Genomic DNA, 19,253 nt, shown 5'->3' with positions numbered 1-19,253 from the left:
GGCGCTGGTGAAGCCATCGCGCCGAGTGGCCGTGCCATCACGCTAGGGCCGCACCAAGGGCAACTGCAACGGGTCGTGACGTTGCGCCAGGCGCGCCGGGGCGTTGCGTGTCCGTTGCGTGTCCGTTGCGTGTCCGTTGCGTCCATCCTGCCACTGACCTGGTGAAACGCCCTTGCGAGCCGCTGGAATCGCGGCCACTGCCGCGCACCGGACCGCTCGACCGGTGCGCGCGGTCTTCTGCGCCTCGGCGGCGTCCGGCTACGTTGAGGCGCTCCGAGCGGACCGCGCCGCCCAGGCAGCACTCCCGGTCGCGAACTCGCCATGCCTGTATCTGAGTTGAGAGGGGACACGCATGTCCGCGCTTTCCGGTCCCATCCGCGCCAAGGCCCACGTGCTGCACGGCCTGCGAGCCCTGCTGCACGACGAGGGCTTCACCGAGTTGGTCACCCCCGTCGCCCGCCGCGCCGACCTCGGGCCCGGCCGCCGCGCGTCCGTCGGCCTCCACAAGGGCCGGTACCTGCGCGCGATGATCGGCCCGGCGCTGCGCGTCAACGTGAGCACCGACCTCCCGCGGGTGTACGAGATCGGCCCTTGCTTCCGGCCTGAGCCCCCGGACGCCCTTCACGCCGCCGAGTTCACGATGCTCGACCTGTACGCCGCGCACCTCGGCTTCGAGGACCTGACCGAACTCGCCTGGCGCCTGGTCGGCCCGCACCTGCCCTCCTACACCCCCGAGCGGCTCTCGATCGCCGACCACGTCCACGCCGAGTTCGGCATCGACCTACGCACCGAGCCCATCGGCGGCCTGCACCCGCGCATGGCCGCCCAGATCGGCGCCGACGCGGGCGAGCCGTTCCGCGACGTCCTCGGCCGCTACATTGCCCTCGAACTCGAGGCCGGCACCGTGGGCCGCGCTGTGTTCCTGACCGACTACCCGACCGGCGGCGACGAGCCGTGCGCCCGGCTGGCCCCTGGCTCCACCGCCGTCCTGGAGCGGTTTGAACTGATCGTTGACGGCATCGAGCTCGTTCACGGCTACACCGACGAGACGGACCGGAACGCTTTCACCGAACGCGCCAAGGCCGTCGGGCTCTACGACGACGAGCAGCAGCTCGCCCAGGAAGCCGTCGAGGCCGGGACCGTGCCCGCGGACACCGCCGGCCTCGGCATCGGCATCGAACGGCTGTGCGCCGCATCCGCCGGGCTGCGCGACATCACCCCGTTCCTCCAGTCCCCCCAGTTCTAGCCGCCCGCCCCTCGTTCCCGGAGGCACGATGGACCTTGCGATCACCCCGCTGCCCGGCGGATTCGGCGCTCGCGTCGAGACCGACCTCGCCCGCACGACCGGCGCCGCCGCATCGCGCGCTCTCACCGACGCCTTGCATCGCCACCGCGTGCTGGTCCTGCCCGACCAGCACCTCAACCACGCCGACCTGCTGGCCGCCGCCTCCCTGTTCGGCAAGGTCGACACCGCCACCGAGCGCCGCTACACCGTCCCCGGCTTCCCCGGGCTCACCGTCGTCTCCAACATCCACCAGGACGGCACGCCGATTGGCATCTACGACGGCGACCAGGAGGAGGAGTGGCACGCTGACAACTCCTTCAAGCCGCAGCTGACCGCCGCCACCTTGCTGTACTCGGTCATCACCCCTGGCGAGGGCGGCGCGACCCGCTTCGCCGACGCCACCCGCGCCTACGCCGACCTTCCGGACGACCGTAGGGCCCGGGCCGACGGCCTGAGCGCCGTCCACTCCGTCCAGCACCTCGCCACCCGGCAGGCCGACGCCGCCAGCGGCCACTCCTCCACGCAGGTCGGCACCCTCGCGCGGCTGCCCGAGGTCACCCACCCGCTCGCCCCCGTCCACCCCGCCACTGGCGCCCGCGCGCTCCTGCTCGGCTCCATGGTCATCCCCCGTGTAGAGGGGCTGTCTGAGGCCGACGGCCGGATGCTGCTGGCTGACCTTCTTGCCCACACCACCGGTCCCGACTACCTCTACACCCACCGCTGGAAGCAGGGCGACATGGTCGTCTGGGACAACCTCGCCGTCCTGCACACCGCCTCCCCCTGCGACAGCTCACGCCACCCGCGGCTGCTGGTGCGCGCCGCCGTCCACCAGCCGACACGCTGCCTGGGTACCCCCGACGGGGGAATCCCCGCCGAGTCGCCCGCCTCCGGATCGAACCGGCACTAGGGTGGTCAAATGAGTTCCCAAGTGCCCATGAAAGAGCGGGCATTGAACCCCGACCGGATCGCCCGGATCGGGCGCGAGATGCAGGCAGCCTGCCCCGGCTTCGACGCCACCTCTTTCACCGCCCAGGTCACCGCCGACCTCCCCCGACTGGAACTCAAGGCACGCATCGCCCACACCGCCGAGGGCCTGCACCAGCATCTGCCCGTCACCGGGCTGGCCGCCCTCGACACCCTGCTGCGCTCCCTGCCGGCCACCCCGGAGGCCGCTGGGGCGGACACCGACTTCGGCCTCTACATCTACGCCCCGCACTCCGCCTACATCGCCGCCCACCAGCTCCACGCGGACTACCTCGACCAGGCATTCGCCGCGCTCGCCACCCTCACCCCGTACTTCTCCGCCGAGGACGCCGTCCGCACCTTCCTCAACACCTACCCCCAGCCGACTCTGGCGGTCGCCGCCACGTGGGCCGCCGCCTCCGACCACCGGGTGCGGCGCCTGGCCAGCGAAGCCCTCCGCCCTCACCTGCCCTGGTCCGTCGGCACCGGCCTGGCCGTCGACACCGCTCTTCCGCTGCTCGACGTGCTGTACGCCGACAGCAGCCGCTTCGTGACCACGTCGGTCGCCAACCACCTGCGCGACATCGCTCGCACCCGCCCCGAACTCGTCCTCGCCACCCTGACCAGGTGGCGCACCGAAGGACGTGCCGCGGACGCCGAACTCGCCTTCATCACCCGAGAGGCACTCAAAGCCCGGCTCAAGGCCGGCTGGGCACCCGCCTACACCCTGACCGGCTACGACCCTCAAGCGGCGATCAGCGTCAGCCCCCTCCGTCTGCCGCACAGCGAGTTCCGGCTCGGCGACGGCCTCGCCTTCGAAGCCGACCTCACCGCCCCTACTGACACCCCGGTGCACGTCATGTACGTCCTGACGCGCACCGACACCCCGGCCGCGGAGAAGGTCGCCCACCTCATCCGGGCCACCGTCAAGGCGAGCACCCCACTGCACCTGGCCAAGACCCACCCTCTGAGGTCCACCGGCACCGCCGCCCTCGCCCCGGGCAGCTATCACCTCGCACTCCAGGTCAACGGCCGCCGCCACCCCCCGACGTTGCTCCGCATCACCAACCATCCGGCCTGACCAGGACGGCTCCTCCGCGCGCAGAGGCCCGGCGCCGTCCGGACCACCGAACGAGCTCCTTGGGGATCAGGAGGAGCTGGCGTGACGCCGAACGTCTCTGCCCCAACACCTGCGAAGGGGTTACCTGCTCCCGGTAGACGCCGTGGCCGCCCGCGCGATCCGCGGCCCGACCAGGCGCCCTGCCAGATCCAGCGGGTACCAGGCGGCGCTGGTCACCTCGGACTCCTGGATGCGTCCGACCTCGGCGTCGGCCGTCGTGAAGGCGTAGCCGATGTCCAGGTGGTAGTGGTCCGGCTCATCCTTTGCAGGCCTGGCCGGGACCCGGCCGAACTCGACATAGGCGGGGTGCGCCGAGACGGGGACGACCTGCTCGGGGTCGATTCCGGTCTCCTCGGAGAGCTCCCGGAGGGCGGCGCCGAGCAGCGTGGTATCGGTCGGTTCGAGATGCCCGCCCGGCTGCAAAATGATCTTGTACGCAAGGTGTTCGATCAGCAGGATCTCGGTGCCATTGCGGACCAACAGCGCGCCGGCGGTGACGTGCAGCGGGAAGGTCCGCCGCGAGGCGAACCCCTGGCCTTCGGCGAGGATTCGCAGCGGCTCGGCCAGCCGTTCGGCGTCCTGCGGGTAGCGTTCGAGGTAGCCGGTGAGCACGTTCGAGATGTCGGAATCAGTGATCGCCATGGGTCCCCACCCTCCCTTCGGCGCGATGGGAGATGCCCTCGAGACCGGCCGCTCGAAGGCGGCCACCGAGCACGTGCACAGGTAGCTCCACAAGGGTGCGTGGCGTACGAGAAGCCTCGAACTCTACAAGCTCGCCCGGCCCAACGCGCATCAACGCGCCTGCTGCCGTGCCGCGCTTGGGACCCTCGGCGATTCGGCCAACCTTCTTTCGTGGCACAGCGGTTGTGGGAGGCGGGTCGGTGTAGTCCCCACCGTCTGCCGCACGCCGTATCCCGGGAATTCGGGGCCGACCGAAAAACGTGTGTTCGAAAAATCAGCGGCTGTCGTTGAGCTTCCGACAGCATCCGAACGGCGATCCAGGGGGACCCGATGACCACATCCCAAGCCCACAGCAAACCAGCCGGTACACCGCCTCCACCTCCGCCGGCGGAGATCACCTACAGCGGGCAGTACTCCGTCAATCCGCTCGCCGAGGTCTCCTTCCGGAAGATGTGCGCCACGCTCCCTTCCGTCCTGGCCCGGATCGGCCGCCTGTCGTGGCGGACCGACCGGCAGGCTGTGCGGCTCCTGATCGGGTGCCAGATCATCACGGGCGTATCCGCCGCGGTGCTACTGGCCGCCACCGCCCGCGCCATGGGGCCCGTACTCGGCTCCGGAAGTCCCGGTGACCGTCTCCAAGGCGCGTTGCCCGCGCTGCTCGTGGTCGCGCTCGCCGCCACGATGAACCGTGTCGCGGGGGCCGTGGCCACCTACGCCGAGCGGCGGATCACTCCCCGGCTGACCTCGGAGACGGACAGCGCCCTGGTCGAGGCGGTCTGCCGGGTCGAGGCCGCCGCCTACGCCGGAGACGGCTTCTCCGACCGGCAGGAGGCGGCCGAGATGGGGGTGGTCCGCACCCACGTGATGGTCACCGACGCCCAGCGCTTCATGTCCTCGCTGATCCGCCTGGTCACCGCCGGCAGCGTCCTGTCGCTGCTCAACGTGATGATGCTGCCCCTGCTGCTCCTCGCCGTGCTCCCGGCCGGAATCGGCGCCGTCCTGACCGCCCGCGTGGACTACGAGATCCACTACTCCAACATCTCCGACAGGAACGTGCGCGGGATGATGCGCTGGTGGGCCACCGCATCCCAATACGGGGACGAGGTCCGCGCCAACAGCATGACCGACTACCTCGTCTACTGGTACCGGGCCCTGTCCGACCGGTGCGACCGGCGGAACCTCGCCGCCGCGCCCCGAACCCTGCGGATCTCCCTGCTTTCCGCGCTGGCCGGCGGCGTGTTCCTCCTGGCGACCTGGGGAGCGCTCGCCTGGCTCGCGGTGACCGGCCGGATCGAACCGGCCATCGCCGCCACGGCCGTCATCGCCGTCCAGACCGCGCTCGCCGCCCTCTCCCAGGTCGTCATCAACGGCGCCGCGATCTTCCACACCAGCCTCTACCTCACCGACATGCAGGCTTTCCTCGACGAGGCCGCCGCCCGCACTCCCCATCGCGGACCGCACGAGATCACCGGCCCGGTCGAGGAGATCCGGCTCGACGAGGTCGTCTACCAGTACCCGGGCAAGGACCGCCCCGCGGTGGACGGTGTCTCCCTCACCCTGGAACGCGGGCAGATCCTCGCGATCGTCGGAGCGAACGGCTCGGGGAAGTCGACCCTGTTGCGACTGCTCACAGGGATCTACCTGAGCGACAAGGGCAAGGTCACCTGGAACGGAAGCGACCTCGCCGCCACCGACCCGGGCAGCGTCTGGCGGCGCACCGGCCTGGTCCCGCAGGACTTCGCCAGGTGGCCGCTGCGGGTGCGTGAGAACGTGACCCTCGGCCAGCCCCGCACCCACGACGACGGCCCCGTGTGGGAGGCCATCGACGCGGTCGGTCTGCGCGAAGCCATTGAAGAGCTCCCCGACGGCCTGGACAGCCTCCAGGCCCGCGACATCTGGGGTGGCGTCGAGTTCTCCGGCGGGCAGTGGCAGCGCGAGGCGTGCGCCCGGGCGCTGTACCGCAAGCCCGGGCTGCTGATCCTGGACGAGCCGACTTCCCAGATGGACCCGCGCGGTGAGCACCTGATCTTCGAGCAGATCAAAGCGATCGCCGCCGACCGGATCACCATCATGGTCACCCACCGCCTGGAGAACACGAAGATCGCGGACCACATCGTCGTGATGGAAGACGGCCGGATCTCCGAGCAGGGCCGCTTTGACGATCTTGTCCACGGCGGTGGGATTTTCGCGGAGCTCCTCGCGCTCTCCCAGGACCGCTGACCACTTCGCCTGCCCCTGCGGCCCGCGCGCGAGGCGGCGGGCCGCACATCACCGAGGAGAAGCCTGTGCCTGATTTCTACAACGCGGCCGAGGTGCGCGGCCGGCGTGTGCTCGCACTGTTCATGGAGGGAAGCGCAGCGTGAAGCAGATGTCGAAGCCCCTGCCCGCGTTGCTGCTTCGCTGGGCGGAGGAACGGATCGGGGCCGTCGCGGCGGTACGTGACGCCTCGCACGACTGGGACCGCTCCCGGGTGTGGGAGCGGGAGGGCATCGGCGGGGTCTCCTGGTACGTGAAGGTCTCGCCCAGCGAGAAGTTCTACATGCGGGAGAGCCGGGCGTACCGTCATGTCGTTCCTGCCTTGGGGCATACCCGGGCACCGCAGCTCGTCGACAGCCAGGCCCGGGGCCTGGTCATGCTGCTCACCGCGGTCCCCGGCGCCCCGGCGAAGGAGCTCGGCCTGGAGGCCGTCGAGTGGCGGGCGGTGCACCAGCAGGCGGGAGTGCTGTGTGCCCGGCTTCACGAGGCCGGGGAACTCGACCGCGCCGATCGGGGCGCGGCCGAAGCCTCCCTGGACGCCGCTGCAGACGGAGTGGAGAAGTACCTCGCTCGCGCCGGAGACCGGCTGACCGAGGACGAGCGGCAGCTGATCCGGGACCACGCTGCCCGGCTTCGTCGCGTCGGCCCCGTTCCCGTCGGCTACATCCATGGTGACAACCAGCCCAGGAACTGGATGGTGTCCGAGGGCGTGCTGGCGCTCATCGACTTCGAGCGGGCCCGGCCGGCGGCCCGTGTGCAGGACTTCGTCGTCCTCACGGCCACCCAGTGGGCCGACCATCCGGACCGCGAGAAGGCGTTCTTGCGGGGGTACGGGCGGTCGCTCACCGACGCCGAGCGTCAGGCTCTGCGCTGCCTGACCGCGCTGGACGCGGTCAACTGCATGGCCTGGGGGCCGGACAACGGAGACGAGCTCGTCACGGCCCGGGGCCGGCGGACTCTGGACCGCCTCATGAGGGAGGACCGCCCGTGAGCGCGGTACACCGAAGCATCGGCAACGTCATGGTCCTGCTCCAGCGCCCCGGCGACGGCCGGGTCCTGACCGTGCGGCACCGGGAGACGTCGTGGCACTCCCCCGGGATGCTGACCGTGGTCGGGGGTCGCCTGGAAGAAGGCGAGTTCCTCGACGAGGGTGCGGCGCGCGAGCTCGCCGAGGAAGTCGGCATCCACCTCGCCCCGGACCGGCTGCGGTTTTGCCAGCTGCCCCACTTCCACGCGGCGGACGGCGAGCGGGTGATCGGCGCCGTCTTCACGGTGCGGGAGTGGGAGGGCACCCCGTACAACCGCGAGCCGCAAACGCACAGCGAGTTGGTGTGGGTCGATCCTGCTGCGCCGCCGCCCGACTGCCATCCGTTCACATATGAGGTCCTGACCCGTTTCGTCACCGGCCAGCTCTACGCGAACGTGATCGCCCCACAGCTGCCGGGTGGTGAGGCAGGGTGACGACCTCCACCCAGCCGGCCATGGCGCGGAAGCGCGTCTCCCCGGATCTGCGGCGTCTCGTCGGCAGCGAGTGCGCGAGCCTGTCGGGCTCGGCGGTCAGCACCGTTGCCCTCCCCACCCTGGCCGTGCTCGATCTCGATGCCTCCACCACCCAGATCGCGCTGCTCGCCTTCCTCGGTCAGCTCCCGAACGCCATCGTGGCGCTCCCGGCCGGCGCGTTCTCGGACCGGCACGCCAAGCGCCCACTGATGATCGCCGCGGACCTCACCGCTGCCGCAGTCCTCGTGACCATTCCGGCCGCCGCCTTCGCCGGGGTGCTCGGCATCGGCCAGCTGTATGCGGTCGCCGTCGTCCTCGGCATCGCCAAGATCGTGCACAGTTCGGCGTCCATCAGCTATCTGCCTGTCCTCGTCGAGGCCGACCTGCTCCAGCACGCGAACTCGCGGCTGGGCGCAGCCTCGTCGGTGGCCGACAGCGCGGGCAGCAACGTGGGCGCCGCTCTGGTCGGCGGCGTCGGCGCCGCCCGCTCGGTCCTCGCCGACGTTCTGTCCTACCTCGTCTCCGCGTTTCTCGTGTGGCGCATCCGCACCCCCGAGCCGGCCGCCGCACCGGCCGAGGGCCGCGGCAGCCTCGCGCGGGACATCGGTGAGGGCCTGCGCTACGTGGCCGGGCAGCCCACCATCCGTACGGTGATCGTTGCCCTGTCCACGCTGAGCTTCGGTCTCGCGATTATGAACACGTACTGGGCGTACTTCCTGCTGACCAGCTTGCGCGTGTCCCCGAGCGCGTTCGGCGTGATGATGGGGGTGGGTGGGGCGGGTGGGTGGGGCCGGCAGCCTGGCCGGGGCGCTCCTCGCCCCGCGTATCGCCTCCCGTATCGGCATCGGACCGACGATCATCATCGGCTTCGCTGTCAGCCCGCTGGCGCAAATCCCCCTCCTGCTGGCCGGACCCGGCCTCACCTGGCAGATCGCCCTCGCAGCGGCGCTGGCCGCACAGTTGTTCTGGGCAACGGCCTCCGGGACGAGCCAGCGGTCCCTGAGACAGACCTTGTGCGAGCCACGCTTCCAGGGCCGCATGCAGGCCGCGAGCACCACGCTCACCGCCGGAGCCCGACCCGTGGCCGCCGCGTTCGCCGGCGCCCTGGTCCTCCTCCTGGGCGTACGCGGCACCCTCGCCGTCGGCGCGGTCCTCCAGACCGTCCCCGTCGTCCTCCTGCTCCTCTCCCCCGTCCGCGCGCTGCGGGAGATGCCTTCCCCACTCGCGCGGACCGCCGTGCCGCCCGCTCGTGAAGGAGCATCGTGACGACGATCGTGAACGCCGACTACTGGGAGGCGCTGTGGTCCGGGGGCCGGCGTTACCGGCACCTGGACGGTACCGAAGCGCGCCTGATGCACGAGCGCCTCGGCGCTGGCCGCGGGCGCCCGGCCCTCGACATCGGTTGCGGCGACGGCTCCCTGGCCCGCCACCTCCACCACGAGCTCGGATACCGCACCACCGGCATCGACATCTCCCTCAGCGCCGTCGACCTCGCCGCCTCCCATGACGCACGGCCCGGCTCGGGGCCGGCCTGGCAGTGCACCGATATCGCCACCGGTGACCTCACGGCGCTGCCGGATCCCGCGTACGCGCTCATCACCTGCCGTCTGGTCTACCGGTGGATGGACGACAAGGGGGCCTTCCTCAGCCGCGTCCGCCACCTCCTCGCACCCGGAGGGATCTTTTGGGTGGTCACCGAAATCGCAGGCCGCCGTGAGGACACCGACCCCCTCCACAGCCTCGGGATCAGCCCCGCCGACACCGAACTCCTCACCTCCGGCTGGTCCAGCGTCCAGACCGCCGACCTCGACGTGCTCCGCTGCTTCGCCCTACACCCCTGAACCCCTGCCCCGCTTCCTGAAGGAGGACTTGTCGACCGTGGAGAAGGACACCGTCGCGATCTGGAACACCTACGGGACACACCAAATGGCCCGCGGGATCGAGCTGCCCGAACTGGAGCAGTGGAACTGGGGAATCGAGGGCGCCGGGCCCGGAATCGAGGTCCTGGGCGAGGTATCGGGACTTCGGGTCCTCGACCTCGGCAGCGGTCTCGGACGGCATGCCGCCCGCCTGGCCGCCGCGGGCGCCGACGTCACCGCCGTGGACGCCTCCCCCGCACAGCACCAGCGCGCCCTCGCCCGCTACCCGGACACCCCGGGCCTGCGTCTGGTGTGCGCGGACGCTGTGACCCACTTGCGGGATGCCGATCCGTACGACCTGATCTACTCCGTCTGCTCGGTCCCGTACCTGGACCCGGCCCGGCTCCTGCCCGCCCTCACGAACGCCCTTCGGCCCGGCGGACGCCTGCTCTTCTCCGCGCTGCACACGAACTCCGCCGGGGTCGGCCCCGCTACCCAGGTGGCCGCGCGGCCCGAGATCCTGCGGCTGCCCGGCACCACCGAAGACCATCCCGTGAACATGTGGACGCTGACTCCGCAGCTGTGGGAGGACCTCCTCGGCGAGCGCGGCCTCATCATGGAGTCGGTCACCGCGATCGACTCCCCTCAGCCGGACAGCACCGTCTCCTACCGGCTGTACTCTGCCCGTCGCCCCAACCGGGTACCGAGCCGCCCGCGCAGCAGCGCTCCGCCTGCACCGACCGCCGCGCTGGGCGTCGGCGTGATCGTCCACGGCCCGCAAGGCATCCTGCTCGGGCTGCACCGCCGCGGAGCCTGGGAGCTCGCCGGCGGCACCGTGGAGCCAGGCGAAAGCCTTGCCGAGGCCGCCGTCCGTGAACTCCACGAAGAGGCGGGCATCGTGGCCAATCCCGATGGCGTGCAAGTGCTGGGCACGCTCCTGGACCGGGTGGGCGACGTCGTCCGGATCACGGTCCCCGTCCTCGTCACCCGCTGGACCGGCACCCCCCACCAGCGTGAGGAAGCCCTGGGGTCCTGGAGGTTCTGGCCCGCCGACGCACTGCCCAGGCCGCTGTTCGTGCCGAGCGCCCAGTGCCTGACGGCCTGGGACCCCGCCCTCCCCCTCGACCACACGCCCGCCCAATTCCAGCCCTACGAACGGTCCGGCCAGCCCTAGCCCGACCGCGGCACCGGGGCCCGCGTGAGCCTGGGGCCTTCAGGACCTACACACCGACCGCAAGAACACCCTCACCACCTTGGGAGTGCCATGCCCTCGCACACGTTCCACAACGGTTCCCCGAGCGGCCACTGCGCTCCGCCGGGCAGAGGGATCGCCCGCCGAGCAGCCTTGGGCCTCCAGCCGGGGCAGCACACCCGGAAGGAGGAGTCGGCGTGATCGATGGCTGGACCACGGTCTCGTCGACTGTCCAGTACACGGGCGTCCGGGTGGTGGTGCGCCGGGACTCGGTCCGGCGCGCCGACCAGAGCGTGGGGACGTACGAGTACACCGACTCCGCCGACGGCGTTCGCGTCGTGGCCCTTGACGACCGCGGCCGGATCGCCCTGGTGGAGGAGAACGTCTACGTCTGCGGACAACGGCTGCTGATGTGCCCCGGCGGCGGATGCCAGCCCGGCGAAGATCCCCTGTCGGCCGCACGCCGAGAACTCGCTGAGGAAGCCGGGATCCGCGCCTCCGAGGTCGAGCTGCTGACGATGATGTGGCGGATGCCTGCCGGCGCGCGTACCTGCGAGCACCTGTACCTCGCCCGGGGCCTGAGCATCGGCGAGCACCACCGGGATCCGAGCGAGGCCGACATGGAGCTGCGCTGGGTCACCTTGGACGAAGCGGTAGAGATGTGCGGCGACGGCCGGATCACCGAGGCCGGCACCCTCGCGGCGATCTTGCTGACCGCGCAGCGCACCACCGCCAGGTCCGCCGCCCCTCCCGCCGCAGCCACCGACAAGGGCTCGGTACCAAGCCCGTAACCGCCAACCACCACGTCCCCGCACACCGACTCCTCTGTCTGGAGACACCCGTGACACAACCAAAGCCCTCCCTCCTCGCAGTCTTCGCACACCCCGACGACGAAGTGCTCCTCGCTGGCGGCGTCCTCGCACAGCACGCCGCCGCAGGCGCGGCGACCGCCGTCGTCACCGCCACCTGGGCCGCCGACACGCACCGGGCCGCCGAACTCGCCGATGCCCTCGCGATCCTGGGGGCCGGGAAACCCCGGATGCTCGGCTACGCCGACGCCCGCGTTCCCGAGTCCGCGCCCGGCCGGCCCCGCCTGTGCGACGCACCCCTCGATGATGTGGTCGGGCTGCTCGTCGGCCACATGCGTGAGCTGCGGCCGGACATCGTGATCACCCACGACCAGTACGGCCAGCTGACCGGCCACCCCGACCACCTGCACACCCACCGCGTCACCCAGCTCGCCGTTCACGCCGCCGGTCTCCCCCACCTCTACCCCGAGGCAGGCGAACCCTGGACGCCAGGCGCCCTGTACCTGGCGACGCACCCGCAGTCGGGCGTCGGCGACCTCGGCCCCCTTCTTGCGCGCGTCGGCAAGACGGTCCGGAGCATCCCCGACGACCAGGTCACCGCGAGCGTCGACCTGGGACCCGTGGCGGCGACGAAGTGGGAGGCCATCCTCGCGCACCGGAGCCAAGTCGAAGGCCAGCGTGCCCTGCCCGCTCTTCTGTCCGGCGTCCCGGACGACGTCCGGCACCGGATCCTGGCCACCGAGTGGTACACCCGCCTGGACACCAGTCCCCTGGCTGGCCCCGTGCAGGAGTCACTCACACCGCAACCGCCGTACCCGGCCGTGTGGGACACGATCGGCATGCTCGGCGAACTGTTCACCGGCCTGGACACCGAGCGCGGGATGACCCCGGAGCAGCAGTGGACGCTGCAGGTCCTCAAGCTCACCGAAGAGGTCGGCGAATCCGCGCAGGCCGTGGTCGGCACCTGGGGGACGAACCCGCGAAAGGCGCAGGGTTCCTGGCTGCAGGTCCAGGAGGAAGTCGCGGACACCGCGATCACCAGCATGGTCACGCTGTACCGGATGCTCGGGGCCCGGGCGCCCGGGTTCCTCGCCGAGGTACTCGCCCAGAAGTCCGCAAGGTTCAAGGGGCTGTGATGCGGCGATTCATGAGGCCAGAGTGGCTGTGGGGTGACGCAGACGGCCCAGCCGAGGACTGGATCAAGCCACACGCGCTGTGGCTCCCGCAGGACGATCAACAAGTCATGGCGTACTTCGACCGCCTACGGGAGGTCGTCTCCGTCGGAGGTCTCGTCAGGGGCGGTCCACCAGGCGCCGCAGCTGGTCGAGGACGTCTTCGCGCCCAAAGAGCTCTGCCTGAGGACGGAGGAACACGTTGACCTGCCTCGGATCGCTGTCCCTGGGCAGCGTCGTAGAGGCGATCAGTAGCTCCTGAAGCTGGTGCGTGCCCGTCGCGGACGGTAGGGCGCCGGTGTTGCGCGCGAACGCCAGCCGAGCCCGGACAGCGTCCAGCTCCCAATCCTTCGACTCGTGCCCCTGGTTGCACACCTGGATCGCCTCGGGGCCATCTACCCGCACTGCGATGATCTCGCCGCCCTGCACGCAGGAGAGCCGCCTGGTGCTGCTGCCCGTCACAATCTGGATCCGCTCGGACTCCAAGAGGAGAGGAGCGGAGACGACCTCCGGGACAGTGGCCGTCTCGCGGGCCTTCGACGGGTATTCGGCGAAGACCTCGGCAAGGCGCTGGGCAGCGGCACGCATCGGGGAGGGGCCGGGTGCTGGTGGCTCGATATCGTCGGCCAGCGCGCTCGCTCCGATGCGACCGCCGTACTGGTCACAGATCGTTCGGAAGATGTCCCACAACGGCATGCCCTTGTGGGCGCGAGCGTCGTAGCCCTGCCCGGTGGCCGTGAGCGCCTCGTCAATCTCCCTGATGATCCCCGGCTCACGGTCGGCGGGGCCGGAGAACGCCTCGCGAAGGTCGCTGAGGTCCACCTCCCGCGGGGGCCGTCCGGTGTAGGTTCGGGCGTACACGGCGAGGGACAGTGCGCACAGATCCCAACTCCCTTGCCGAATCGTGTAGTCGACTCCGACCAGAAGGCGTGCCGCTTCGTGGACCGCAGCGCTCCAGGGGTCCGGTGCCGAGGAGGGGAGCAGCAGGCTCATCTCCAGATCAAGGCTGGTACTCGCGTTGTCAGACATGGACCTCATCCTGCCGGGGCCCCGGCGTGCGCCGCAGGCGTCCACGGGAATCCGGCCCAACTGCGAGGAACGATCGGATGGAGAGCTTCTTCGACCGTGTCGCCCCCTTCTTCCCACCGGGGCGCCAGGACCTCCACTGGCACATCCTGCCGACAGGCCAGGAGGCGGAAGCACTGGCCGCCCCGTACACGCGGATCATCCCGCCGGGCCTACGGGCCGTGCCGGCGCAGTGGATGCACTGCACGCTCCTACACGCCGTCGGCCTGAGTCGCGACACCGTGGACACCACCGCCCTCGTCAAGGACGTCCAGCACGCGGTGAAGGACCTGGAGCCGTTCCTCCTCACCTTCGACCGGCCCGCCATCGGGCCGTCGACCGACTCCACTTGGTCGCCCAGTGGCACGACGGAGCGCTGATCAGGTGGGAACCGATCGCCGAAGTGCCCTTGAAGTGATGGGGAGCACTCGTGCCGGACGCCCCAGCACCAGCTCTGCGGAGGATCGCGGCGCTGGCCGCACATCCACCGCACCTCCGCTCGCGCCGCAGTCCCCGCGGGAGCCTGAACCCTTGCTACGGTCGTGGACTTGCCGAGGAGGTTTGATGGTCGGTTCCGTGCCAGCCCCTGTGGACTTGCGCCGACACCCCGTTGAGGGCGTGCTGATCCGGGTGGAGCGGGGCCTGAACGTCCGCCTGAACCGGGACGACGTCGTGCGTAAGCGCCGCTCTGTCGGAGCCCGTACAGAGCAAGGGACCTGGGTACGGATCGAGCGCCGGGGCTTCGAGCGGATCGGCCAGCAAGGCTGGAACGGCACCGAGGCCGCCGCCGTGCTGCGTGGGGTCGTGATGCCCCAGTGGTACCAAGGCGTGACGTGGCGGGAGGCAGACGAGCCGGTGATGTGGCGTGCCGACGAACTGGAGCTCGTCGCCGCACAGCCTCTCGGCAAGGGCGCCCTCGTACGGGAGGATCCGGGGCTGCCCGAGGCCTGGTGGGCTGGGCTGAACGGCTCGCTCAATGCCCTTTCCTCGCAGCACACGTACCGGATCGCCACCCCGGACTCGGAGCGGGTCACGCAGGAGCTCGTCACCAGGAAGCTGGGCGAGGTGTTCCCCGCAGTCACGGACACCACCGTCGGGCGATGGGTTCCTGCCCACGGGGATCTGACGTGGGCGAACGTGATGGGGCCGGAGTTCTGCCTCATCGACTGGGAGGACTGGGGCATGGCCCCCCGTGGGCTGGACGCAGCGACTCTTTGGGGGAACGCGCTGGCCGTCCCGGACCTAGCCGACCGGGTCTACCGCGAGCGGCGGGCCGACATGGAGAGCCGGGACGGCAAGCTGATGGCGTTGTTCTTCCTGTCGAAGATCGTGGGCCCTCACGCGTACGAGGACGATCCCCTGCTGATGCCGGCACGCCGGGAAGCGGCACGACTCGTGAACGATCTTCAGCCGTGACGCTGACGCCTCAGATACCGGAGGTACCGGTCGGCAGCCTGCTCGTCTACGTTGAGGCGCAGCGCCTCGGTCAGTTCTCGCAGATGGACAGGGTTGTCCGTGCTGACAGCTACACCGTCCACCACGGGCACACGGAAGGCGATACGGAACGCTGCCTGCGCTCGGGTGTGCCCGTCGCGAGGGCCTTGCAGGAACGGGCGCGGGTCGAACACCTCCCACACGGGCGACGTGGTGCTTCCGCCGAAGGGGCTCATGCCCCAGGAAGTCGCCGGGCTCCACATTTCGTGAACCGCCTCGACGGCATCGAGGACTTCGACGCCGACGAGTAGGCCGGCCCGCACCATTACGGTCTCGGGGCGGGGCAGCCCCCTGAGATCGACGGCGGCCAGGGAGCGGGGGTCCCACGACGACACCCCCCACGTCCGGCACAGCCCCTGTTCCACCGCCGTCTCCAGAACGGCGCATGCCGCGGCAAGGCGATCGGCCGGGCTGCGCGATGATGCGCCAGCCAGGCTCTGTTCGGGGTTGTGCAGGAACACCAGGTCCGGCTCCCGCCCAGGATCTCGTACAGCCAGCTCCACTCCCCTGCGCAGGCGGACCGGGTCGAGGGAGTGGCCGAGGCCCGGAAAATAGCCGATCTTGGTGGAGATCGCGAACTTCGGCAGCAGGTCACCGGCAATCTGAGCAAGCGTCCGGTGTGAACGGTGCCCGTGGTAGGGGGCGGCTGTGTCGAGTGCGTCCACTCCCAGGTCGAGCGCCGCGGTCAGGATGTCGCGGCGGTGACCAGACCGGTGTAGCCCGAGGACAAGGCGGGGGTCAGCTCCGTGCACAGCTCCTCCTTCACCAGGATGTCGGCGAGCTGTGCGACGTCGACGCCGGTCGCCGCGGCGGCATCGGCGATCCGGACGGGGTGGCCGCTGAGCAGCAGGCCGAGGGCCGGGTACGCCTTCGCCGCGAAAGTGATCTTCTTGCCAGCGGCCAGGACGTCCACGGTGGCGTCGTTTCGCTGGATCACCGGCTCGAAGTCCGTCACGCACACGACGGCTTCGGGCCGGCCGAACAAGCCGGTGGCGGGGAGGTGCCGGGCTGCGCGACGCTCTCGTTCTCGGGCGTCGAGGAAGTCCTGCGGGCTCAGCTCCCCAGCCATCCGGGCCACGGCCTGGGCCAGGGCGCGCTGCTGTTCCTCCCAGCGGTCGGGGGTGGCCCAGCGGTCGAGGTCGTGGCGGAAGAGTTCCTGTGCGCGGGCCTGGTCTGCGAGCCATGCCAGCCAGTTCACTCCGGTGCGCTTCACGATGCCAAAGGTGGCGTGGAGGCTGTAGCCCTCGCCCTGGTCGCCGCGGGTGGCCTGGTGCCAGAAGCCGCGCGGGATGTGCATGACGTCGCCGGTCCGCAGGGTTCCCCGCCAGATGATCTCCTCGCTGGGCTCGGTGTTGGGAGCGGAGTCCCGGTACATGGGAGCCGGGCGAGAGGCTCCGCGTACGTCCCATGTCTTCTGTCCGGCGAGCTGGACGATAAGGGTGTCGTGATCGTCCCAGTGCAGGTCGAAGCCGCTGGCGTCATTGGTGGTGAGGTAGGCGTTGGCCTGGACGAGTTCGCGGGCCCACCACTGCAGGGCGCGGCAGGTGGCTTCCATAGTCGGGTCGAAGAAGTCGATCTCGTCCAGGACCATCGTGCAGCCCTCCCGCACCAGGGCGCCGACGCGGTGCATGTCCGCCATGGGGATCGCCTGGCCCCGGCGGGTAACGGCGGGCTCGATGTACCGGCCGGGGTGGAGCTCGGAGCCGTTCTGGAAGATGCGGAACTGGGGGGTGTTGACGCTGCGGCGCATGACGAGGTCGAGCAGGCGCTGCGGGTTGAGGAGGCGGTCGAGCAGGTCAAGGTCTTCGATGGTGCCGCGGGCGAAGCCTGTGCCGAGCGGGGCCGCGCCGGTCCAGCCCAAGGCCTTCTCCAGTGCGGTGACGAAGCGGTGGTCCACGTCTTTCTCCGGTCCTGAGTCACGGGTGCGATGGCGGGGGCCCACCGGTGATGACGGGCCCCCGCTGGGCGACGGTGCGCCTGCGAGAGGTGTTACTCCTGCGGGAGGTTGAGGCCGTCGCGGTTCTCGCCGTCGTCACCCGTAGACGTTCCGGTGGAGTCGGATTCGGCAGCGGCGGCGGTGAAGCGATCCTGGATCTTGATGAGGCTCTCGACGCCGATGAGCAGCTCGTCCTGTGCCTGTGCCTGTGCCATTGCGTGTCTCCCTTTTCCCGTGCTTCCGAAGCCGGCGGTAGCCGGTCGGGTCTGTCGGATGGAGAGCGCCTCCGCCCCGCGTGCCGAGGCGGAGGCGGATGTGGGGCTCCGAACAGCTGCCCCTCCCGGTACGGGTTCGTTCCGGGCTGACGAGTACAGCGCCAACAGGCCTCACTCGAACAGGTGTTGGGCGTTGTCCCGGTGTTGTCCCGGCGGGGCTGTCGATACCGTGGGACGCTTCGACGAAGGGCGGGGAACGTGGACGTACTGATCGGCCATCCGCTGACCTACGCCCGGGAACTGCGTGGCTGGTCCCAGACCGACCTGGTCGCCCGAATGCGCAAGGCGGCCGCGAGCCGGCCGGAAGGTCTGCGGACCGGCGCCGATAAGACGGCGGTGAGCAGGTGGGAAAACTGGCGCAAGACACCCAGCGCCGAATCCCAGCTGCTCATCGCCGAGGCTTTCGGCGTGCCACTCGTGGATTTCGACATCTATCCGTGGCCGCACTGGCTTCCCGGCCGGGCGGACCCCTTACCCCTGGGCTCGGCTTTCACCGTCCGGGCCCTCCGAGAAGCACAGAGAGCATCCATGGAACGCCGCAACTTCATGGTCTTCAGCGCGGTCGCGCTGTCCGGGCTGTCCGCCCAGTGGGCAAGCCTCGAGCCGGACCGGCTTACGAGCTCCCTCGACGGACGCCCCGTGGACGCCGAGCGCGCGGACTGGCTGGAGACGACCGCAGCCGCGCTCACCTCGCTGCCGACCGAACGTCGCCAGCACACCGTCAAGCTGATGGACGCCCACCTCGACACGGTCACCGACCTACTCGAAGGCGGCCGCTACCCCCAGCACCTCGGACTCCGGCTACACGCTCTCGCCGCCCGCCTGGCCAGCACATGCGGCTGGTACCGCTTCGACCAGGGCAAGCACCACGCGGCCGGCGTCTACTGGAACGCCGCACTCACCAACGCCCACGCCGCCGACGACCGCGACGCCGGCGCCGGGGTCCTGGCCGACTATGCGTACCAGTCGATCTGGGTCGGCCGCCCACAGGCCGCCGTGGACCCCCTCACCCATGCCCTCGCCCGCACGTCGCACCCGACCGCTCGTTCCCTCCTGCACCTTCGCCGGGCCCGAGCCTACGCAGCCGCTGGCGCGCGCGCCGAGTGCTACCGGGACCTGACCGCGGCGGAGACGGCCATCACCACCGACGCCAGCACCCCTCCGCCATCGTGGTGCTCGTGGATGAGCCCGGCGGACCTGTCCGTCGACGCGGGGCAGTGCCTCCTCGACCTCGGCAACGCCCCCGAAGCACGTGCCCGGATCGACGAAGGGCTGGCCCTGCTCCCCGTCAGCCGGGACAAGACCCGCGGGGTCTTCCTCCTCAGCCAGGGACGCTCCTTCCTCAAGTCCGGCGAGATCGAGCAGGCCGCCGCAGTCGCTGCTCAGTCCCTCGACCTCGCGGAGCGCATCGGCGCCGACCGGTGCGTGGCCCTCGTTCGAGACATGGCACCCGACTTCTCCCCGTACCGCAGCGAGGCCGGCGTTGGTGAACTCCTCGAACGCCTCCGCACCGCATAACCGTGGCGCCCTCGCAGAGTCGCGCCCGCCACCCGCGCCCGCCACTCGGACCTGTCGGTACTGGCCACGACTATGGCCGCCATACGCCAGCCGGTGGCTCAGCCTTCGTTGTCACACCGTCAACCTTG

General features: G+C 70.5%; 18 protein-coding genes and 2 pseudogenes. 15 read left to right on the top strand and 5 right to left on the bottom strand.

What is annotated here, in order from left to right; translation table 11 throughout:
• Positions 1 to 352 precede the first annotated feature (352 nt).
• From AB0D48_RS16135 to AB0D48_RS16125, 3 genes are read left to right on the top strand one after another with little or no spacing between them, the layout of a single operon-like run.
• Complete coding sequence (locus AB0D48_RS16135) at positions 353 to 1,246, top strand: amino acid--tRNA ligase-related protein (RefSeq protein WP_362396154.1); 894 nt, start codon at positions 353 to 355, stop codon at positions 1,244 to 1,246.
• 28 nt (positions 1,247 to 1,274) lie between these two features.
• A complete protein-coding gene (locus AB0D48_RS16130) occupies positions 1,275 to 2,192 on the top strand; it encodes a TauD/TfdA family dioxygenase (protein ID WP_362396151.1) in 918 nt (305 codons plus the stop codon).
• A gap of 9 nt (positions 2,193 to 2,201) precedes the next feature.
• Positions 2,202 to 3,329 carry a hypothetical protein gene (locus AB0D48_RS16125; protein ID WP_362396148.1) on the top strand — a complete coding sequence of 376 codons (1,128 nt, stop codon included), beginning with the start codon at positions 2,202 to 2,204 and terminating at the stop codon, positions 3,327 to 3,329.
• Between the two features lie 120 nt (positions 3,330 to 3,449).
• Here AB0D48_RS16125 and AB0D48_RS16120 read toward each other — a convergent pair whose 3' ends face one another.
• Entirely contained in the window at positions 3,450 to 4,010 is a 561-nt protein-coding gene (locus AB0D48_RS16120) for an NUDIX domain-containing protein (protein ID WP_362396145.1), read from the bottom strand.
• A 369-nt stretch (positions 4,011 to 4,379) separates the two neighbouring features.
• On the opposite strand from AB0D48_RS16120, the gene AB0D48_RS16115 reads away from it, so the two are divergent.
• The 9 genes and pseudogenes from AB0D48_RS16115 to AB0D48_RS16075 form a co-directional block, all read left to right on the top strand.
• Positions 4,380 to 6,269, top strand: a complete 1,890-nt coding sequence (locus AB0D48_RS16115) for an ABC transporter ATP-binding protein (RefSeq protein WP_362396142.1) — start codon at positions 4,380 to 4,382, stop codon at positions 6,267 to 6,269.
• 148 nt (positions 6,270 to 6,417) lie between these two features.
• On the top strand, positions 6,418 to 7,296 hold the full coding sequence (locus tag AB0D48_RS16110) for a phosphotransferase (protein ID WP_362396523.1): 879 nt from the start codon (positions 6,418 to 6,420) through the stop codon (positions 7,294 to 7,296).
• On the top strand, positions 7,293 to 7,766 hold the full coding sequence (locus AB0D48_RS16105; protein ID WP_362396139.1) for an NUDIX domain-containing protein: 474 nt from the start codon (positions 7,293 to 7,295) through the stop codon (positions 7,764 to 7,766). Before AB0D48_RS16110 ends, AB0D48_RS16105 begins: the two co-directional genes overlap by 4 nt.
• A gap of 20 nt (positions 7,767 to 7,786) precedes the next feature.
• Positions 7,787 to 8,530, top strand: a pseudogene (locus tag AB0D48_RS16100) (MFS transporter); the annotation flags it as partial.
• 46 nt (positions 8,531 to 8,576) lie between these two features.
• On the top strand, positions 8,577 to 9,071 hold the full coding sequence (locus AB0D48_RS16095; protein ID WP_362396544.1) for a hypothetical protein: 495 nt from the start codon (positions 8,577 to 8,579) through the stop codon (positions 9,069 to 9,071).
• The gene (locus AB0D48_RS16090; RefSeq protein ID WP_362396136.1) at positions 9,068 to 9,646 is read left to right on the top strand and encodes a class I SAM-dependent methyltransferase; all 579 of its coding nucleotides are present in this window, start codon (positions 9,068 to 9,070) and stop codon (positions 9,644 to 9,646) included. The genes AB0D48_RS16095 and AB0D48_RS16090 overlap by 4 nt, the downstream gene beginning before the upstream one ends.
• 37 nt (positions 9,647 to 9,683) lie before the next feature.
• Entirely contained in the window at positions 9,684 to 10,838 is a 1,155-nt protein-coding gene (locus AB0D48_RS16085; RefSeq protein WP_362396133.1) for a bifunctional class I SAM-dependent methyltransferase/NUDIX hydrolase, read from the top strand.
• Between the two features lie 215 nt (positions 10,839 to 11,053).
• Positions 11,054 to 11,647 (top strand): NUDIX hydrolase, encoded by a 594-nt coding sequence (locus AB0D48_RS16080; RefSeq protein ID WP_362396130.1) that lies wholly within the window; start codon positions 11,054 to 11,056, stop codon positions 11,645 to 11,647.
• 50 nt (positions 11,648 to 11,697) lie between these two features.
• A pseudogene (locus AB0D48_RS16075) lies at positions 11,698 to 12,423 on the top strand (PIG-L family deacetylase); the annotation flags it as partial.
• 534 nt (positions 12,424 to 12,957) lie between these two features.
• Here AB0D48_RS16075 and AB0D48_RS16070 read toward each other — a convergent pair.
• A complete protein-coding gene (locus AB0D48_RS16070) occupies positions 12,958 to 13,866 on the bottom strand; it encodes a hypothetical protein (protein WP_362396128.1) in 909 nt (302 codons plus the stop codon).
• A gap of 77 nt (positions 13,867 to 13,943) precedes the next feature.
• Between AB0D48_RS16070 and AB0D48_RS16065 the strand changes: the two genes are divergently transcribed.
• Both AB0D48_RS16065 and AB0D48_RS16060 read left to right on the top strand, forming a co-directional pair.
• A complete protein-coding gene (locus tag AB0D48_RS16065; protein ID WP_362396126.1) occupies positions 13,944 to 14,282 on the top strand; it encodes a hypothetical protein in 339 nt (112 codons plus the stop codon).
• A gap of 184 nt (positions 14,283 to 14,466) precedes the next feature.
• The gene (locus tag AB0D48_RS16060; protein ID WP_362396123.1) at positions 14,467 to 15,318 is read left to right on the top strand and encodes a phosphotransferase; all 852 of its coding nucleotides are present in this window, start codon (positions 14,467 to 14,469) and stop codon (positions 15,316 to 15,318) included.
• Here AB0D48_RS16060 and AB0D48_RS16055 read toward each other — a convergent pair.
• The 3 genes from AB0D48_RS16055 to AB0D48_RS16045 all read right to left on the bottom strand — a co-directional run bounded on the left by AB0D48_RS16055 (position 15,309) and on the right by AB0D48_RS16045 (position 17,547).
• A complete protein-coding gene (locus tag AB0D48_RS16055; protein WP_362396120.1) occupies positions 15,309 to 16,061 on the bottom strand; it encodes an aldo/keto reductase in 753 nt (250 codons plus the stop codon). The genes AB0D48_RS16060 and AB0D48_RS16055 overlap by 10 nt on opposite strands.
• A gap of 20 nt (positions 16,062 to 16,081) precedes the next feature.
• Complete coding sequence (locus AB0D48_RS16050) at positions 16,082 to 17,293, bottom strand: cupin domain-containing protein (RefSeq protein WP_362396117.1); 1,212 nt, start codon at positions 17,291 to 17,293, stop codon at positions 16,082 to 16,084.
• A gap of 92 nt (positions 17,294 to 17,385) precedes the next feature.
• A complete protein-coding gene (locus AB0D48_RS16045; protein ID WP_362396114.1) occupies positions 17,386 to 17,547 on the bottom strand; it encodes a hypothetical protein in 162 nt (53 codons plus the stop codon).
• 258 nt (positions 17,548 to 17,805) lie between these two features.
• On the opposite strand from AB0D48_RS16045, the gene AB0D48_RS16040 reads away from it, so the two are divergent.
• Positions 17,806 to 19,125: a helix-turn-helix transcriptional regulator gene (locus AB0D48_RS16040; protein WP_362396112.1), complete on the top strand. Its 1,320-nt coding sequence runs from the start codon at positions 17,806 to 17,808 to the stop codon at positions 19,123 to 19,125.
• Positions 19,126 to 19,253 lie beyond the last annotated feature (128 nt).

This window comes from Streptomyces sp. NPDC048269, from assembly GCF_040652395.1.
Lineage (GTDB): Bacteria > Actinomycetota > Actinomycetes > Streptomycetales > Streptomycetaceae > Streptomyces.
The sequence above is the reverse complement of the archived record's forward strand: the minus strand, read 5'-3'. Positions and strand labels throughout refer to the sequence as shown.

Coding starts and splice junctions, on each gene's coding strand:
- AB0D48_RS16070 (WP_362396128.1), bottom strand. CDS start 13,866: ATGTCTGACAACGCGAGTACCAGCCTTGATCTGGAGATGAGCCTGCTG.
- AB0D48_RS16130 (WP_362396151.1), top strand. CDS start 1,275: ATGGACCTTGCGATCACCCCGCTGCCCGGCGGATTCGGCGCTCGCGTC.
- AB0D48_RS16135 (WP_362396154.1), top strand. CDS start 353: ATGTCCGCGCTTTCCGGTCCCATCCGCGCCAAGGCCCACGTGCTGCAC.
- AB0D48_RS16110 (WP_362396523.1), top strand. CDS start 6,418: ATGTCGAAGCCCCTGCCCGCGTTGCTGCTTCGCTGGGCGGAGGAACGG.
- AB0D48_RS16060 (WP_362396123.1), top strand. CDS start 14,467: ATGGTCGGTTCCGTGCCAGCCCCTGTGGACTTGCGCCGACACCCCGTT.
- AB0D48_RS16065 (WP_362396126.1), top strand. CDS start 13,944: ATGGAGAGCTTCTTCGACCGTGTCGCCCCCTTCTTCCCACCGGGGCGC.
- AB0D48_RS16125 (WP_362396148.1), top strand. CDS start 2,202: ATGAGTTCCCAAGTGCCCATGAAAGAGCGGGCATTGAACCCCGACCGG.
- AB0D48_RS16120 (WP_362396145.1), bottom strand. CDS start 4,010: ATGGCGATCACTGATTCCGACATCTCGAACGTGCTCACCGGCTACCTC.
- AB0D48_RS16045 (WP_362396114.1), bottom strand. CDS start 17,547: ATGGCACAGGCACAGGCACAGGACGAGCTGCTCATCGGCGTCGAGAGC.
- AB0D48_RS16115 (WP_362396142.1), top strand. CDS start 4,380: ATGACCACATCCCAAGCCCACAGCAAACCAGCCGGTACACCGCCTCCA.